Source organism: Pseudomonas sp. SED1, from assembly GCF_034044025.1.
GTDB lineage: Bacteria > Pseudomonadota > Gammaproteobacteria > Pseudomonadales > Pseudomonadaceae > Aquipseudomonas.
The window spans coordinates 14662-31425 of record NZ_JAXCIS010000015.1 but is presented as its reverse complement, the minus strand read 5'-3'; the positions used below and the strand labels follow the sequence as shown (position 1 = coordinate 31425).

15 protein-coding genes are annotated in these 16764 nt (G+C 61.0%); 8 read left to right on the top strand and 7 right to left on the bottom strand.

What is annotated here, in order from left to right; genetic code table 11:
• Window positions 1-24: 24 nt before the first annotated feature.
• The 6 genes from SNL23_RS01970 to SNL23_RS01945 form a co-directional block, all read right to left on the bottom strand.
• The gene (locus SNL23_RS01970) at window positions 25-1455 is read right to left on the bottom strand and encodes an MFS transporter (RefSeq protein ID WP_318301464.1); all 1431 of its coding nucleotides are present in this window, start codon (window positions 1453-1455) and stop codon (window positions 25-27) included.
• A 185-nt stretch (window positions 1456-1640) separates the two neighbouring features.
• Window positions 1641-2111, bottom strand: coding sequence for an Lrp/AsnC family transcriptional regulator (locus tag SNL23_RS01965; protein ID WP_318301463.1), 471 nt, complete (start codon window positions 2109-2111; stop codon window positions 1641-1643).
• Between the two features lie 25 nt (window positions 2112-2136).
• Complete coding sequence (locus SNL23_RS01960; protein WP_318301462.1) at window positions 2137-3444, bottom strand: NAD(P)/FAD-dependent oxidoreductase; 1308 nt, start codon at window positions 3442-3444, stop codon at window positions 2137-2139.
• Between the two features lie 81 nt (window positions 3445-3525).
• Window positions 3526-4365, bottom strand: a complete 840-nt coding sequence (locus SNL23_RS01955) for a transporter substrate-binding domain-containing protein (protein ID WP_318301461.1) — start codon at window positions 4363-4365, stop codon at window positions 3526-3528.
• Window positions 4366-4430: 65 nt separating this feature from the next.
• Window positions 4431-5195 (bottom strand): amino acid ABC transporter ATP-binding protein, encoded by a 765-nt coding sequence (locus SNL23_RS01950; protein WP_063031104.1) that lies wholly within the window; start codon window positions 5193-5195, stop codon window positions 4431-4433.
• A 15-nt stretch (window positions 5196-5210) separates the two neighbouring features.
• Entirely contained in the window at window positions 5211-6176 is a 966-nt protein-coding gene (locus SNL23_RS01945; protein ID WP_076016963.1) for an amino acid ABC transporter permease, read from the bottom strand.
• A 215-nt stretch (window positions 6177-6391) separates the two neighbouring features.
• Here SNL23_RS01945 and SNL23_RS01940 point away from each other — a divergent pair, with 215 nt between their 5' ends.
• From SNL23_RS01940 to SNL23_RS01905, 8 genes are all read left to right on the top strand, one after another.
• Complete coding sequence (locus SNL23_RS01940; RefSeq protein WP_076017143.1) at window positions 6392-6805, top strand: VOC family protein; 414 nt, start codon at window positions 6392-6394, stop codon at window positions 6803-6805.
• Window positions 6806-6912: 107 nt separating this feature from the next.
• Window positions 6913-8136, top strand: coding sequence for a DUF1444 family protein (locus SNL23_RS01935; protein ID WP_318301460.1), 1224 nt, complete (start codon window positions 6913-6915; stop codon window positions 8134-8136).
• A 281-nt stretch (window positions 8137-8417) separates the two neighbouring features.
• Window positions 8418-10475: a methyl-accepting chemotaxis protein gene (locus tag SNL23_RS01930; protein WP_318301459.1), complete on the top strand. Its 2058-nt coding sequence runs from the start codon at window positions 8418-8420 to the stop codon at window positions 10473-10475.
• 60 nt (window positions 10476-10535) lie between these two features.
• Window positions 10536-11369, top strand: coding sequence for a suppressor of fused domain protein (locus SNL23_RS01925; protein WP_318301458.1), 834 nt, complete (start codon window positions 10536-10538; stop codon window positions 11367-11369).
• 46 nt (window positions 11370-11415) lie between these two features.
• A complete protein-coding gene (locus tag SNL23_RS01920) occupies window positions 11416-11784 on the top strand; it encodes an SMI1/KNR4 family protein (protein WP_076016967.1) in 369 nt (122 codons plus the stop codon).
• Between the two features lie 82 nt (window positions 11785-11866).
• Window positions 11867-12772 carry a transcriptional regulator GcvA gene (gene gcvA, locus SNL23_RS01915; protein ID WP_318301457.1) on the top strand — a complete coding sequence of 302 codons (906 nt, stop codon included), beginning with the start codon at window positions 11867-11869 and terminating at the stop codon, window positions 12770-12772.
• 75 nt (window positions 12773-12847) lie between these two features.
• Window positions 12848-13675, top strand: a complete 828-nt coding sequence (locus tag SNL23_RS01910) for a DMT family transporter (RefSeq protein ID WP_318301456.1) — start codon at window positions 12848-12850, stop codon at window positions 13673-13675.
• A gap of 43 nt (window positions 13676-13718) precedes the next feature.
• On the top strand, window positions 13719-14480 hold the full coding sequence (locus tag SNL23_RS01905) for an SDR family oxidoreductase (RefSeq protein ID WP_318301455.1): 762 nt from the start codon (window positions 13719-13721) through the stop codon (window positions 14478-14480).
• A gap of 61 nt (window positions 14481-14541) precedes the next feature.
• Here SNL23_RS01905 and tkt read toward each other — a convergent pair whose 3' ends face one another.
• Window positions 14542-16602, bottom strand: coding sequence for a transketolase (tkt, locus tag SNL23_RS01900; protein WP_318301454.1), 2061 nt, complete (start codon window positions 16600-16602; stop codon window positions 14542-14544).
• Window positions 16603-16764: the final 162 nt, after the last annotated feature.

The following is a 16764-nucleotide window of genomic DNA, read 5'->3' as shown; positions in this document are numbered from 1 at the left end:
CGCAGTAGCAACGAATAGCCAGTCTCAAGACACTGTTATTTCTTCCCCGACGCGGGCCTTCGTCCGTGTCGCACGCAATGCCATGACCAACGCCAACATCGGTGCCAGGGTAAACAGCGCGAACAGCCAACGTGCCGCATTGGCGACGCCGGCATCGCCCGCCACGCCATTGATGCCCGCCATGTTCGAAATCACCCCCGCCAGTGCTGCGCCCATGGCCATGGCGAACAGTTGCAGGGTGGTGATCGACGATGCCGCTGTGTCCTTATCCTGCTCCGACGCCACTTGCAGGATGCGCGTCAGCAGATGCGGCCAGCCCAGGCCGATGCCAAAACCCACCAGGAACAACCCGACGCAAATAGGTGCCAACAGTGCCCAGTCCCCGTGACCGGCGATTGGCGTGGTGATTGCCAGCATCACCAGCCCGGCCACGATAAACAGCGGCCCCGCGATGATGGCGCGGTGCGGACCACGGCCGGTCCAGCCAGAGCTGAGGATTTCCGATACCGTCCAACCGGCCGCCATCAACGCCGCCATGTAACCGGCGACCAATGGCGACTGGCCATGCAGATGCTGTAGAAAATACGGCATGAAAATCTCGCTGCTCATGCCGATCACCAACAAGCACGTGGTCGCATACAGTGCGCAAAGCGGGGTGCTGAACTTCAGCGCATCCCTGGGCAGAAGACGCACCGTGGCGTTGGATTCCTTGCGGATCAGCAGCCACACCAGCACCCCACAGGTCGCGATACCCAGCAGGTTCCAGCTCGGCAGTGACGAGACGCTGCCCGCACACACCGCCAACACCGCGCCAGCCAACAGCACCAACTGCGGCACCGGCAAACGAGCCGTGGCCGTCGCTGCGGTATCGCGTGGCGGCAGCGCGCGGCTGGTGAGCACCATATACGCCAGGCTCACCGGCACCATCGAGCCGAAGGCGAAACGCCAGGCGTCCATTTCCGCAAACACGCCACCCACCGCCGGCCCGACCAGCGTAGCCACGCCCCACATGCCCGATACCAGAGCCATTGCCCGAGGCCAAAGACGTTCTTCGAACACCAGCTGGATCATCGAGTAACACAGCGCCAACAGAACCCCGCCGCCCAGGCCCTGGATAAAGCGTCCCGCCAGCATCACCGGCATGCTCGGCGCCAATGCGCAAATCAGCACACCCACCATGAACACCAGCGTGGCCACTGCATACGCCTGCCGTGGACCGGTGCGTTGCAACAGCTTGGAGGTGAGGGCCGAACCCAGGATCGAGGCCACCACATACAAGGTGGTACTCCACGCATAGAGCGCCAGGCCGCCGATTTCTGCGACCACCGACGGCAGGATGGTGGTGGCGATGTAGGTGTTGGTGGCATACAGCGCGATACCGCCTGAAAGCGCGATGGAACGGGTGGCGTTTTTGCCCCGGAGCAACTCGCCCCAACTGCTGTCTTGGGTTTGCATCAACGATTCCTTGTAATGCGTTCGCGGTGTAGGCGCCGGCGAATGGCATGGGCGTCATGGTTGGCGTTAATTAACCAAGTTATTGCTTGTTATATTGAGGCGAGGCGTATTGTTTTGCAAGAAGTGCCTTGTCAGGTGGTTGAGCCACTATTGGAGCCGCAGAGTTTCCCAAGGCTGGCAGCACGTCACACCGTCAATTTCCGGCTGAACTTGGTTTCCATCACGATATGGGACGCGGTGTGTGCCACCCCTTTGATCATGTTGATCCGGGTGAGCTCGGCGTTGAGTTCGCTCAGGGTGGAAGTGGCGAGGTGAATGATGAAGTCCGACTCGCCCGAGACCGCATACACGGCCTGCACCACGTCCATCTTGCGCAGGGACGTCATGACATCGGTGTAACTCTTGTTGGTGCAGGAGGTCATGGTGAAGCAGGTAACCGTCTGCTGCAGCCGGTCCTGGTCGATGCGCACGCTGTACCCGGTGATAACCCCCGCCTTTTCCAGACGGGTAATCCGTTCCTGCACCGCAGAGCGTGAGACCCCGAGTTTGCGGGCGAGTGACGCGGTGGGCTCGCGTGCGTTGGCCTGAAGGAGGGCGAGCAATTGCCGGTCCTTGTCGGTCAGGTTAAACAATGGGCCGGGATTCTGCGTATCCATGGACACTTCCTTGACCTTGCTCGGGTCATTTTTTATGAGTCGCCCTGCGCTGCGAACGCCTTTCCTGAAACATGTCCATCATCTTCAGGCCGGCGTAAACCGTTTGTGCGGCCGCAGGGCCCAGCGGGCCGCCGTTCCATTCCAGGCCATAGGCATCGAACAGACGGTAGCGATCGGTTTCGCCGCAGATTGCCTCGGCGATGACGCGTCCACCGATCGGCGCGGTGTTCATACCATGGCCACCAAATGATGTACATGTCCACAATCCCTGCCCGAGCGGGCCAATGTGCGGCATCTTGTGCCGCGCATAGCCCATCAGCCCGGACCAGGCTTTGTCGATCCTGATGCCGCGCAACTGCGGATAAACGTCGAGGATGTCTTGGGTCAGCAACTGCCCGAGGCGTTTTTCATCCTGCAGGTTCCGGGTGGTGATACGCCCGCCCCAGAGCAGGCGGTCGCCCTCGACGACGCGGTAATAATCCGAGGCCCGGCGGTTATCGCCCACGGCATCGGTGGTACGCACCGCCTCCGCCAGGCGATCACCCAGAGGCTCGGTCAGCACCGCATAGGTCGCGATCGGCAGGAAGGCGCGGCGTAATTTGCCGAACTCCGGCCCGCCATAGCCGCCGCAGCAATACACTACATGGGCGCAATCCACAGTGCCTTGATCGGTTGCGACCCGGTGTCGCCCGTTGCGACTCTCGACGCTGATCATGGGCGACCGTTCATGGATTTTCCCGCCGCTGCCCTCGATCAGCCGGGCCAGGCCGAGGCAATAGTTCAACGGGTGGAAGTGAAAGCCATGGCTGTCGCGCAGGGCCTGGAAATACCGCTCGGTCTTGAGCTTTTCGCGCACCGCCTGGCGATCCAGGTACTCGAGGTGAAAGTCGAAATCCGCCGCCATTTTGTCGCGCATGCGCTGCAGGTTATCGCCATCGTCGTAGCGAACCACGCTGAGTTTTCCGGGGGTTGGCGTGCAGCCTGGCAATTGATGTCCGGTGATCATGTCTCGAACAATATCGACGCCTTCAAGGGACAGTTTGAACAGCGCGGCGGCGGTGGGTTTACCGCAGCGCTGCTCGATAGAGGACAACCCTTCGGACCAGCCCTGAAGCACAAAGCCCCCGTTACGCCCCGACGCGCCCCAGGCAACACGTCCCGCGTCCAGCAGCACCACGGACTGCCCGCGTGAGACCAGCTCCCACGCAGTACTCAGCCCTGCCAGCCCAGCGCCGATGATGCAGACATCGGCCTGGGCATTTCCACACAGCACCTCACGTTCAGTCGTGTCGCGCATCGTGGCGGTGTAGTAATTGTTGTTGTAGGTGTACATGAAGTCCGTCGTCCTTTTTTCGCGGCGCAGGCGTACCGCGCGCCACGTCGAGGACGGGCGCCTGGTAGGCCAATGCTTGTTTTATTGCACTTGGGTGAGGTCGGCGCCGTACCACTTTTCAGACAGCTGCTTGAGCGTGCCGTCTGCTTTCATGTCGGTGACGATCTTGGTCAGCGCGCTGTTGAACGCCTCATCCCCCTTGTCTACGGCGATGGCCAGGGGTTCGTAGTAGGCCGGCTTGCCTTCGACTCTGACGACGGGATAGCCATTCTTGATGGCCGCCACGATGGTTGGAAGCGCAGACAAGGTAGCGTCCAGGCGAACCCCGTTACCCATGCGCAGATCATCCAGCGGGCCCATGCTGTCGCCGTAGGTGCGAACCTCGCCGGGTGTGACGTCATAGGTAAATGGCGGCACATCGGCGGCGTCGATCTTGAGGCGACGATTGATATAGTCCTCCGACGTCGTGCCGGCTTCGACGCCGATAATCTTGCCGTTCAGGTCCGCCAACTTCGTCCCCGAGGCGTCCTTGTGCACGGCGAATACATACGGCGTGTAGTAGTAGATCGCGGGAAAATCGAGCACTCGGGTGCGCTCGGTGGTCGGCGTCATGGAGCCCACCGACAAGTCCCAGCGATTCGACCAGCGCCCGGCAGTGATGATCCCGTACTCGGGCGTCACGAAGTCGACTTTGCTGCCCAGGCGCTTGCCGATTTCGCTGGCGACATCGATATCAAAGCCTTGCAGCTTATTGTCCGGCCCCAGGAACGATTGCGGTGGCCAGTTGGCCGAAGTGGCCACTTTGAGCACTTTGGTTTCATGGATGCGGTCGAGGGTTGCGCCCGCCCAGGCAGTGCCTGTGAGGCCGGCGAGGGCGGTGGCGACAGCGGCTGCTGCGACGAAGCGAGTGAGCGAGATCATGGGTAAGCCTCCAGATATCGTGAATGCGGATTTTTGTTGTTTTGGTCGATGTCCGACGATGCTTCTCAGTGGCTGAGAATCTGCGACAGAAACTCCCGGGCACGCTCGTGCTGCGGGTTGTCAAAAAATTCGGTGGGTTTGGCCTGCTCGATGATGCAACCCTGGTCCATGAAGATGATCCGGTCGGCGACCCGCCGGGCGAACCCCATCTCGTGGGTGACGCAGACCATGGTGATGCCGTCCTGGGCCAGTTCGCCCATCACGTCCAGCACCTCCTTGACCATCTCCGGGTCAAGGGCGGACGTGGGCTCGTCGAACAGCATGATGCGCGGGCGCATGCACAGGGCGCGGGCGATGGCCACGCGCTGCTGCTGGCCGCCCGAAAGCTGGCTGGGGTATTTGTCGGCCTGGTCCCCGATGCGCACCCGGTCCAGGTATTCATGGGCCAGTTCGCGCGCCTGGGGCTCGCTGAGCTTGCTCACCAGGCGCGGCCCCACCATCAGGTTTTCCAGCACCGTCATGTGTGGGAACAGGTTGAACTGTTGGAACACCATGCCGACCTGGCGGCGTATGCCGGCCACGCAGGCGGCATCACGGGTCAACTCGGTCCCTTCGATAAACACGTGGCCTTTCTGGAAGTCCTCCAACAGGTTCAGGCAGCGAATCAACGTGGATTTGCCGGAACCCGACGGCCCACAGACCACCACGATTTCACCGCTGGCAATGTGCAGGTCGATGCCCTTGAGCACGTAAAAATCGCCATACCATTTGTGCATGTCCTGGATCGATATCGCAGGGTATGGAGCAGGGACTACGGAGGGCTGATTCATCGTCATGCTCCTGATTCAGCGATGGGCGCGATTGAAGTGCTTTTCCAGGCGGGCCTGAACGGTTTCCAGCACGATCGACAGCAGCCAATACAGCACGGCGGCGGTGATCAGCATTTCCAGGTGACGGAACTCGGCGCGACCCTGGGTTCGCGCTAGGAACATCAGCTCCCAGACCCCGATCACCGACACCAGCGAACTGTCCTTGAGCATCGAGATGAACTGATTGCCCGTCGGCGGAATGATCAGGCGCATGGACTGCGGCAGAATCACCCGGGTCATGGTCTGGAACGGATTCAGGCCAATCGCCCGCGAAGCTTCCCACTGACCCCGCGAGATACTGCTGATCCCTGCGCGGAAGATCTCCGTCATGTAGGCGCCATAACACAGCGAAAGCGCCAGGATCCCCGCCGGAACAGCCCCGACTACATAACCGAGTTGAGGGATGCCGAGGTAAATCAGGTAGATCTGGATCAGCAGCGGAACACCGCGAAAAAACGAGGTGTAGAAGCTGGCAATCGCAATCGCGAAGCCGTTGGACGACAAGCGCGCGGTGGCGCCCAACAAGGCCAGCACGAACGCAATCGCAATCGAAATCGCCGACACGTAGACGGTGGTGAACACCCCCTGGGTAATCATGAAGCCGATTTTGGTCGCGATGAAACTGTAGGAAAGGTTGAAGGTGTCGAAGAACAACAGGAACAGCACCAGCAACTCGCACCACACCGTAATGATCTGTGCGCGCAAGGGAAACCGGCCAAGGATGAACAGGTTCAGGACCACCGTGAGGGTAAACGTGCCGCCTACCGCGATGTCACGCGCCAGCGGGGCCGACAGGTCGAGAACGATGGGCCCCATCAAGTGGGCAAGGCGGCCTTCGCCCACGCCGCACGCCAGCGTGATGATGAAAATCACCACGGCGACTGCGCCCATGAATACGGCGCTGTCCGTCATGCGGGTCTTGACGATATGGTCTTTGTACATGGCTTGAGCGCCCCGGGGTGAGCCCCTTTATTGTTGTAGGTTCATTATGGGTTGGCGAAATGCCGGGCGGCACCCTGCGGATTGTTGGGAATTGCGGTTTTTAAGGGCGGATGAGGGGAGGGGAGCCGTACATCTGCTGGGCGAGGTCATCAGGCTTTCGCCAGCAATCATTTCGCGCCAGACTCATGGGCATTCATCGCCCCAGGGTAGCCACCATGATTTCCCATGTGTTTTTAGGTACAGGTGATTTTGATCGAGCCTTCGCTTTCTATTCCAAGCTGATGGCTGAATTGGGCCTCACGTTGAAATTCTGTGATGCGGCAAAACCGTGGGCTGGCTGGGTTTCCAAAACTGCACCTCGACCAATTTTCGTCATCGGCGCGCCGTTTGATGGCAACCCCATTGCACCGGGGAATGGGCAGATGGTGGCGCTACTTGCGCCCAGTCGGGAGGCGGTCGATAGAAGCCATTCGACAGCGCTGGCGCTCGGCGGGGTTTGTGAGGGAGAGCCTGGATTAAGGCCTCACTATCACCCCGACTATTACGGGGCGTATTTTCGGGATATGGATGGCAACAAGCTGTGTGTGTGCTGCCATGATCCAGAAGCAAGTGAGTTGGGGCATGGGTGATCGGGTGTGACCAACCAGCCTTAATCATCAACAAAGTGTTCATGCCAGGCGTCTTCACTTAACATCAGGGTCTATTCGCATTCATGCATTCATGGAGGATCCTGCGCATGTTCGGCCCCTTGCTCGACAAACTCTTCAATCGGCCCGTGACCGAAGAGGGCTTCGCCCAACTGTTCATCAAGGCCGCACGCGATGCAGGCTTTAGCGGCCCCCTTGACTACCGGCCAAGTGAGTTTCGTCTTTTGCACGACAATGGTGCGTACTTCAATCTCCACAACGCCTTTCGTGACTATCAGAGCGCCGACAAAGCCCACAAGCCCTCCGTGTTGAACGGCTACGTTTCGACGTTGATCAACGCCAAGCAAACCGCGCCGCAGACCTTTGAGCGCGTGAGACCCTTGTTGCGCCCGGTGATTCGAAATCTCGCGATGCTGGAAGAGGTGCGCCTGCACCAAGCGCGCACCCTAGGCTGGGACGCGCCTTATTCAACGGTTTATCAACCACTGGGTAGAGACTGTGTGACCTTGCTTGCAGTCGACTATCCCGAGTCCACGTCTACCCTGACGAAGGGGCCGCAGGAGGACTGGGGGTTGACCATGGACGAAGCCCTGGCGATTGCCGTGGATAATCTGCGCGAAGCCACCCCGGATGCGTTCGAAGAAATCGAACCCGGGGTGTACACCGGTCGCTGGAATGACGGATATGACACCAGCCGGGTACTACTGCCGGACGTGCTGCAGCGTGCGCCGATCAAAGGCTTGCCGGTGTTCATGATCCCGACCCGTGACGTACTGTTGGTGACGGGCGACAGAGACGAGCAGGGCATTCGCAATATGGTTGAGGTCTGCTTCAAGGCGATTGAAAGCGGGCGGGTGGTTTCCAGCCAGGTTTATACCTACCAGGATCAACAGGTCGTGCCCTTTATCTCCGGGGACGCCGTCGTTGAAACACGGCTGGCAAGCCTGGAACAGTTACTGCTGCTCGGCGCCTACCATGACCAGAAAGAACTGCTCGACACGATCCATGCCGAGCAACAAAACGATGTGTTCGTCGCCACCTACCAGCTGTTTGAGCTGGCCGGGGGCAACGGCAAGGCATTTTCGGTGTGCAGTTGGACCAAAACCGTTGACACCCTGCTTCCAAAAACGGATCGGGTCGCGCTTGTTGAAATTCAGGATGACGGGAGCGCGAATGTCCATGTCGTGGAATGGGACGAGCTCAAGTCCAAATTGGGCGAACTGCTGACGCCGGTCAGTGTGTACCCGCCTCTGTATCGCACGGTTGGCTTTCCGACCGAACAGCAATTGAGCCAGTTGACCGTGCTGAGCTGACGCCGCTTGTTTATGGCGGGTCTTGCGGCCTGCCATTGATCACTCGGTCACGGCTTTCAGCTCGCATCACGGTTACAGTTTCGTCCTGGACACTGAGTGCTTTCGCCCCATTTTCGCGCACGGCACTCCGGTTTCTGAGCAGCGCCCCGCCTATCCTGCGGCCTGTCCTCAGCGGTCCGTTTCTTGCTTGAGCCAGCTTAATCAATGACATGGCATTTTGCCGTCAGTCATTTCAAAGCTTGATTCGCGGTTGATGCGAGTGGTTCTAGGAGTCGTAGGACATGCAAAGTATTTTGTCGCCAGGAATCCGCCTGCTCGGACGTTTTGGATTTGCGCGCAAGTTCCAGATCCTGTTTTTTCTGTTCATGCTCCCCCTGGCGGGCAGCTTGTGGATGATCGCGCAGGAGTACCGCACTAAGCAGACGGTGATTTCCAACGAGCAATCCGGTGTGCGCGAACTGTTGGCCCTGGATGCCCTGGACGCCCAGCTGACCGCCCAGCGCAACCTGGCCGCACGCTGGAAAGCCGCCGACATCCTCCACGATCAGACGCCCGCCGCCAAAGCCGCAATGACCGCGGTCGACACCAATTTCCCGCTGATCCTGCAAAGCGTGCGGGCCCTGGGCGAGGCCCTGAAAGCCCAGAATGCCAGCGCTGATACCCTCGCACGCTTCGAAGCACTAAAAGCTTCGGTCACCGGCATGGACTCCCAAGCCCTGCGCACCGTGGGGTGGTGGCCGGACGGCTACGACCGCTTCACGTCTGCACTGAGCGCGATGCAAACCCTGCGCGAGCAGATCACCATGGACACCGGTTTGATTCTCGACCCGTGGCTCGAAACCTATTTGCTGATGCAGATTTCCACCCAGCAAACACCTGACCTGATCGAGCGTATCGGGCGCATGGCGAGCGTCGGGCAGTCGTCCATCGCATCGGGCCAGTTCACCCTGCAAAGCCGTTTGCAGATGCGTGATTTGCGCGGGCGTATCGGCGATGCCAGGGACCAGTTGGTCAAGGCTGCCGCGTCCCTCAAGGCCAAGCAATACCCTGGGCTGCAACCCTGGATCGCGCAATACGACGACAGCGTGCAACTGTTGGACCGCGAGCTGAAAGCCCTGGACGAGGGCGTGTTCGGCGGCACCATCAAGCTCGATACCAGCGGCTTTGAACGCAGTGTCGACGGCATGCTCGGTACCCTGGGCGCGTTGCGTAGCCAATCGCTGACCTCGCTGGACGCGCGCCTGGGTTACTACCGAAACAGCTCGCTCAAGCAATTCATCCCGGTGGCGGTGACGTTCAGCGTGCTGGCGTTGGCGGCCCTGTACTTGTTCGTGTGCTTGCAGGCTTCGATCCGCCGCAGCGCCAGCGGCATCACTACGCTTGCTGAATCCCTGCGTGACGGCAATCTGTGTGTGGAGGTGGCGGTGGAAGGGCGTGACGAACTGGCCGCCATCAGTACTGCGCTCAACGTCGCCGTGATGCAGTTGCGCACCAGCCTGTTGGGAGTGAACCACGAGACGCAGCAGCTCGGCTCTGCGGTGCTGACGCTCAATTCGCAATCGGGCAGCACGCTCACCGAAGTGGAAGACCAGCAACAGCAAATCAGCCAGATTGCCGCTGCCGCCACGCAGTTGGCCGCGACCTCCATGGGCGTCGCCAGAAGCTGCGAGCAGGCCTCCGGCAGTGCGCAGAAAACCCGGCAGATTGCCGAGGACAGCAGCCGCGACAGCCAACGCACCACCGCCAGTATCCAGCAACTCAACCAGCGCCTGACTGACACCTCCGATGCATTGGAACGCGTCAGCCAGCAGGGCCAGCAGATCCAGTCGGTGGTCGACACCATTCGCGGCATCGCCGAGCAGACCAACCTGCTGGCGCTTAACGCCGCCATCGAGGCCGCACGGGCCGGCGAACAGGGCCGGGGGTTTGCGGTGGTGGCCGATGAAGTGCGCAGCCTGTCCCAACGCACCCAGGCCTCCACGGCGCAGATCGCCGGGACGGTCGACAGCTTGCGTGCGACAGTGAGCCAGGCCGTCACGCTGATGGGCGCGGCGTGTGAGCAGGCGGTAACCGACGCCGAGTCCGTTACGGGCTTGGGTCATCGTCTGGGCGAGATCGCCAGCGCGGTACAAAGCGTCACCGACACCTTGGCGCAGATCGCCACGGCGGTGGAGGAACAGGCGGCGACGGCGGATGAAGTGAGCGGCAATATCCAGCAGGTTGATCAGGCCGCAGGGCGCTTGCTCGATGGCGCGCGGGCGGTGAATCAGGCTGCAGATGTGTTGAGCAAGGGCAGTCGGGCATTGAGCGATAACACCGCGCGGTTCCAGCTGGGTTGAGGGTGTGTTGGCGGGGCAAACTGTGGTATTCAGCACCCTACAGTCCAGCAAGGAACGCAGATGAATTTCTTCAAGAAGCTCTTCGGGGCACGGAACACGCCTGAGCCCCAGCCGCCCGAGCCCGTGGCATCACCCGAAACCGCCGCGCAAAAGCTCAATTACGATGACCTGACCGAAGCAGAAGCGGCGAACCACGCCGCTTGCATGGCCAGTGCGCAATGCCTGGACCGCCATTGGCAATCGGTAGGCACCGTCGAGCGGGACGTGCTCTCGTACATCATCAGCCCGAGTTTCAGCGGTGGGCCTGATTGGCCGTCGACCCGCCAGGCGTACCGGGTGGTTCGCCGGGACGATGCCATCGTGCTCGCCACAGACGGTATGTCCGACCCTTTCGATGACGCCGAGGGGTTGGGCAATGGCTTCGAAATGGAGCTGTTCCTGGAAACGTCCGATATCCCCGAACATGCCCGTGGCGTGTCAGGGGAGATTGATCCTTTAAAGCAGAGCTGGGCGTTTGAGCTGATCGAGCACGTCGCAAAAACCGTTGCGAACGCCGGCGGCATTACCCATCAACTGGACCGCCACGGTGTGTTGTCCCTGGAGCTGCCCGGGTTCAGCAAGTCGCACCACATGAGCGATCAATTGCCGCCTCTGTTCGTCACCGAGGACGATGCCACGGGCGTGCTGTTGGGCGGCCCTGATCCGGACTTCCCGACCCGCCTGGACGACATGCCGCTTTCCCCGGTCAGGCTGGTTCCCGTGGTATTGATCACCGCGTCCGAGCTTGAATACGTGCGCACCGGTGGCCGCGAAGCACGGGAAGATTTGGTGAGCCGCTTGAATTCTGCTGGCGTCGGGCACACCAGCAGCCTTCGTCGGGCCAGCGTGGTATGAGGCCGGAAGACGCGCGCTCCAATTCGACGAGCCAGGGACTTTTTCGATGACCTCCGATCCGTTCCGTATTCCAACCGATGCTGAAATCGAGAAGGCCGCGAGCAACCTGAACTTCCCGTTCCCTGCGGCCTACATCGAGTTCCTCAAGGGCGGCAGCGATGTGGCCAATGCGACGTTCGAACCGGCTGTGATCCTGCCGGGCACGAGCCATCTCGACTTGTTCGAAATCGCCCAGGTCGCCTGGAACCAAATGGGTGTGCCAAAGGAGTGGCTGCCGTTCATTGAAGAAAACGGTGACTACTTCTGCGTGTCGCAGACAGGGCAGGTTCGGTATTGGTCGCACAATGGCCCGACGAATGAGCGCTGGCCGAATTTCTCGGCGTGGTTCCAGCAGGTGTGTTTGGCAGGTGAATAAGCGCGCAGCTTTCGACGGGGGAATGGAATGCTCTATCATGAGTTTTAACTCATAAAGGACTGCCCGTCCGGGAAGCAATGCCATGAGAGACCTGCCGCCTACCTCTACATTGCGCGCCTTTGAGGTTGCCACGCGTCACGCAACCTTCACCTCGGCTTCAGAAGAGCTGCACGTCACTCAAAGTGCCGTCAGCCATCAACTCAAGCACCTCGAAGAACTCTGGGGATTGCAGCTGTTCCAGCGGGGCAAGTCACTCAGCCTGACGCCTGCCGGCGCGGCCCTTGCGCCCATCGTGCGTGAGTTCTTCATGAACCTTGAGGCTACACTCGCCGACCTGCGGGAGCAAAAGGGCAGGGTCCGGCTCAAGGTCAGCACCACCTATTCCTTCGCGCTGAAATGGCTGCTGCCCCGGCTGCCGAGCCTGGCCCAGCGACACCCGGAAATATTGGTCTCGCTGGACTCCAGTGACAAAGCCATCAACTTCTCCAGCGCGGAGGCTGACGTGGCGATCCGCTTCGGCAACGGAAATTACCCGGCCCTGTACTCGGAGTTCCTGTTCCGGGAGCAGATTTTTCCGGTGGCGAGCCCCGATCTTCTGAACCGTTTTGGCATGCCGCGCACGCCGGCCGAACTGCTGCGCTATCCCTTGCTGACGCGAGACGGTGCTGACCTGGTACCGAAATGGGAAGTCTGGTTTCAGCACGTGGGCCTGGGGATTTCACCGCTCAAGGAGAGCGTCAGGTTTGCGGACACCAACATGACGATCGAGGCCGCCTTGCTTGGCCAGGGCATCGCGTTGGCACGCAGTGGGCATGTGGAATCAGAGTTGAGTGATGGCAGCCTGATCAAGCTGTTCGATGTGCCGTTCCCGTCCCCGGTCGCTTATTACTTTGTGTGCCCCAAGGGCCTCGAAACCCGCCCGCACATCGTCAGCTTTCGTGAATGGCTGATGCAGGAGGCCGTAAACGCCGGGCTGGCTTACGAATAAGGCATGAGGATTTGCTCATTCTCAAATGAGGAGACTTCGTTTCAGTTAACGCGCCGGTTTGCTTAGGATTGGCGCATGCCTTATCACATCATTCTCCTGGTCCTGTTCGCCGCCTTACTGCACGCCAGTTGGAATGCGCTGCTGCGTGGCGGAGCCGACCGGCTCTGGTCGATGACGGTGATGTGCCTGGCAGTTGCCATCGCCAGTGGCGCAATCGCCTTGTTCCTGGAGCCGCCCGCGCCGGCCAGTTGGTTTTATGTGGTGCTGTCAGCGGTGCTGCATGTTGGCTACAACCTGTTCCTGGTGCGCAGCTACAAGGTGGGCGACCTGGGGCAAACCTATCCGATTTCACGGGGCTCCTCGCCGGTGCTGATCACCCTTGGCGCCGCGGTGTTTGCCGGGGAGAGCGTTTCGGCCAGCTCGCTGCTGGGTATTGCCCTGGTGTCTGGCGGGATTATTTCACTGGCGTTCAGGGGCCGCCGCCTGGCCGTGCCCAGCCTGCCCTACGCCCTGGGCACCGGGTGTTTCATTGCCGCCTATAGCGTCACCGATGGCATCGGCGCACGCCTGTCCGGTGCCCCGATGGCCTACACGGTCTGGATGTGCGCCCTGTGGGGCGTGTTGATGCCGGCGGTCTATATCGGCCTGCGTGGGGCAAAGAGTTTGTTCAGCGTGCGGCCCGGATTCTTCACGGCGCTGGGCGGTGGGCTGGTGTCGCTCCTGGCCTACGGAATCATCATCTATGCCATGGCCGGTGCGCCGATGGGGGCGGTGTCGGCCCTGCGCGAAACCAGCGTGTTGTTCGCGGCGCTGATTGGCTATTTCTTCCTCGGCGAGACATTGACGGTGCGCAAGGTGCTGGCGTGTGCAGTGATTGCTACCGGCACCGTGCTCATTGGCTGAGAACAGGTCACGCATTTCCCACCACCACATGAAGGTTCGCTCAATGGATACCGTCCCGCAGGCACCGCTGATTCTGATAACGGGTGGAAGTCGTGGCGTTGGCGCCGCCACCGCGCGGCTGGCTGCCGCACAAGGGTATAACGTGGCGATCAGCTACGTTTCCGACGAGTCTGCTGCCCTCGCGGTAGTGGCGGATGTAGAAGCAGCGGGGCGCCGGGCGTTGGCCGTGCGTGCAGACAGCGCAGACCCGGAGCAGGTCGTTCAGTTATTTGCTGCGATAGATCGGGCGTTCGGGCGCATTGATGTACTGGTTAACAACGCCGGGATCAACGCGTTGCAGTCCCGGGTCGAGGACCTGGCGTTCGAGCGCATTCAGCGGATTTTCGCGGTCAATGCGATCGGGCCGATGCTGTGTGCCCAGCAAGCGGTGAAGCGCATGTCGTTTCGTCACGAGGGGCGGGGAGGCTCTGTGATCAATATCTCGTCGGCATCCGCCCGGCTTGGCAGCCCCAACGAATACGTCGACTACGCCGCATCGAAGGGCGCGCTTGAGACCTTCACCATCGGGTTTGCCAAGGAAGTTGCCCGGGAGGGAATACGCGTCAACTGCATCCGCCCCGGGCATATCTACACCGACATTCACGCCAGCGGCGGAGAGCCGGGGCGGGTTGACCGCGTCAAGGATTCGATCCCCATGGGGCGCGGTGGTCAGCCTGAAGAGGTGGCCAGGGCGATCCTGTGGTTGGCAGGCGCCGAGGCATCCTTCATCACCGGCACGTTCCTGGATGTCACCGGCGGCAAATGAGCAGCAGGGCGTGGCACCGAGGCTTCCTTCGGTAGGCCACGCCAGGCATGCTTGCGCACGGTCAGCTGTTGAGCTTGATCTGCTCCTTCGCCAGCTTCACCACATTCTCCAGGGTAAAGCCGAACTGGGCCTGCAACTTGGCCAACGGCGCCGATGCGCCAAAGCTGTTCATCACCACCTTGGCCCCGGTCTGCCCTACGTAGCGATCCCAACCCAACGGGCCGGCCTGTTCCACCACCAGGCGTGCCTTCACCGTTGGCGGTAGCACGCTGTCGCGGTAGGCCTGGTCCTGTTCTTCGAACAGTTCCCAGCTCGGCATCGACACCACTTGCGCCGCCACGCCTTCAGACTTCAGTTGCTCATAGGCATCCACGGCCAGGCTGACTTCACTGCCGGTGGCCATCAGGATCACCTGGGGCTTCTCGGCGCCGGCCAGCACATAAGCACCACGGGACGTGCCCGAGGCTGCGGCGTATTTCGTACGATCCAGGGTCGGCAGATTCTGCCGCGACAGCACCACGCAGGTCGGCCGGTGGGTCTGTGCCAGGGCGATCTTCCAGGCCTCCAGGGTTTCATTTGCGTCGCCTGGGCGCAGGGTCAACAAGCCCGGGGTGGCCCGCAGTTGGGTCAGGTGTTCGATGGGCTGGTGAGTGGGACCGTCTTCGCCGACACCAATCGAGTCATGGGTAAACACGAAAACCACCGGCAACTCCATGATTGCCGCGAGGCGAATCGGCGGCTTCATGTAATCGCTGAACACCAGGAAGGTCGAGGTATACGGCCGCAGGTATGACAGCGCCATGCCGTTGGCAATCGCGCCCATCGCATGTTCACGAATACCGAAGTGCAGGTTGCGCCCGCCGTAGTTCTCGGCGCTGAAGCGCCCGGCGTCGTCGAACGTCAGGTTGGTCTTGGTGGACGGCGACAAGTCTGCCGAGCCTCCCAGCAGCCACGGGATCTGTTTCGCAAACGCATTCAACACCTCGCCACCGGCGGCACGGCTGGCGACGCCCTTGGCATCCGCGGCAAAGTTCGGCAGTTGCTCCTGCCAATGCTCGGGCATCTCGCCGGCACGCATGCGGCGCAGCTCATCGGCCAGTTCCGGCTCGTACCGTTCCAGATGGGACAGGGTTTCAGTCCAGTGCTCATACAGCGGCTTGCTGCGTTTAAGCAGCGCATCCCGCAGGACCGTGCGCGCTTCATCCGGTACCAGGAAACTTGAGTCTTCAGGCCAGCCGTAAGCGGCTTTGGTCAGGCGGATCTCTTCTTCGCCCAAGGGCTCGCCATGGGCCGACGCGGTGTTGTGCTTGTGAGGCGAGCCATAGCCGATCACGCTGTCGACCACGATCAGCGTCGGTGCCCCGGTGTTTTTCTGGAACGTGCTCAGGGCGTCGCTCAGGGCCAGCAGGTTGTTCGCGTCGGTGACGTGCAAGGTGTGCCAGCCATAGGCCTGGAAACGCTTGATCACGTCTTCGCTGAAGGCCAGTTCGGTATGACCTTCGATGCTGATGGTGTTGTTATCGTAGATCCAGCACAGGTTATCCAGCTTCAAGTGCCCGGCGATGGACGCGGCCTCGCTGCTGATACCTTCCATCATGTCGCCGTCGCCGCACAGGGTGTAGACGTTGTAGTCGAACAGCACCTGGTCGTCACGGTTGAAACGCTTGGCCAGCCAACGCTCGGCCATCGCCATGCCGACGCTGTTGGCGCAACCCTGACCCAGAGGCCCAGTGGTGGTTTCTACCCCCGTGGTCATGCGGTATTCAGGGTGGCCAGGAGTTTTTGAGCTCATCTGCCGGAACTGCTTGATGTCGTCCAGGCTGATGGCCGGCTGGCCGGAGCGCTTGCCGTGGGCGTCAATCTCCACCACGCCCGCCAGGTGCAACAGCGAATACAACAGCATCGAGGCATGGCCCACCGACAACACGAAACGGTCACGGTTAGGCCAGTCGGGGTGCTCGGGGTGATAACGCAGGAATCGGCTCCACAAGGTGTAACCGACGGGCGCCAGGCCCATGGGCGTACCGGGGTGGCCGGAGTTGGCCTTCTGCACGGCGTCCATGGCGAGGGTACGAAGGGTGTTGATGCACTGGGTGTCGACAGCGTTGGCAGCGTGATTCATGGAACCTGTTCTCCATCGGGTGACGATCTACAGTGGAGGGCAGGGTGGGCCAAAGGTTTTATGAAATCGTCTGCCCAGCGACGAACGGGGACTCAAACGCGGCAGGTTGATCTCAAACATGACAAGAGCCCATCGGATGGGCTAGCTTCAAGGGGCATTCAG

Bases quoted from the DNA above. Each gene is read 5' to 3' on its own strand.
- SNL23_RS01970 (WP_318301464.1), bottom strand. From the start codon at position 1,455: ATGCAAACCCAAGACAGCAGTTGGGGCGAGTTGCTCCGGGGCAAAAAC.
- SNL23_RS01965 (WP_318301463.1), bottom strand. From the start codon at position 2,111: ATGGATACGCAGAATCCCGGCCCATTGTTTAACCTGACCGACAAGGAC.
- SNL23_RS01960 (WP_318301462.1), bottom strand. From the start codon at position 3,444: ATGTACACCTACAACAACAATTACTACACCGCCACGATGCGCGACACG.
- SNL23_RS01955 (WP_318301461.1), bottom strand. From the start codon at position 4,365: ATGATCTCGCTCACTCGCTTCGTCGCAGCAGCCGCTGTCGCCACCGCC.
- SNL23_RS01950 (WP_063031104.1), bottom strand. From the start codon at position 5,195: ATGAATCAGCCCTCCGTAGTCCCTGCTCCATACCCTGCGATATCGATC.
- SNL23_RS01945 (WP_076016963.1), bottom strand. From the start codon at position 6,176: ATGTACAAAGACCATATCGTCAAGACCCGCATGACGGACAGCGCCGTA.
- SNL23_RS01940 (WP_076017143.1), top strand. From the start codon at position 6,392: ATGATTTCCCATGTGTTTTTAGGTACAGGTGATTTTGATCGAGCCTTC.
- SNL23_RS01935 (WP_318301460.1), top strand. From the start codon at position 6,913: ATGTTCGGCCCCTTGCTCGACAAACTCTTCAATCGGCCCGTGACCGAA.
- SNL23_RS01930 (WP_318301459.1), top strand. From the start codon at position 8,418: ATGCAAAGTATTTTGTCGCCAGGAATCCGCCTGCTCGGACGTTTTGGA.
- SNL23_RS01925 (WP_318301458.1), top strand. From the start codon at position 10,536: ATGAATTTCTTCAAGAAGCTCTTCGGGGCACGGAACACGCCTGAGCCC.
- SNL23_RS01920 (WP_076016967.1), top strand. From the start codon at position 11,416: ATGACCTCCGATCCGTTCCGTATTCCAACCGATGCTGAAATCGAGAAG.
- gcvA (WP_318301457.1), top strand. From the start codon at position 11,867: ATGAGAGACCTGCCGCCTACCTCTACATTGCGCGCCTTTGAGGTTGCC.
- SNL23_RS01910 (WP_318301456.1), top strand. From the start codon at position 12,848: ATGCCTTATCACATCATTCTCCTGGTCCTGTTCGCCGCCTTACTGCAC.
- SNL23_RS01905 (WP_318301455.1), top strand. From the start codon at position 13,719: ATGGATACCGTCCCGCAGGCACCGCTGATTCTGATAACGGGTGGAAGT.
- tkt (WP_318301454.1), bottom strand. From the start codon at position 16,602: ATGAATCACGCTGCCAACGCTGTCGACACCCAGTGCATCAACACCCTT.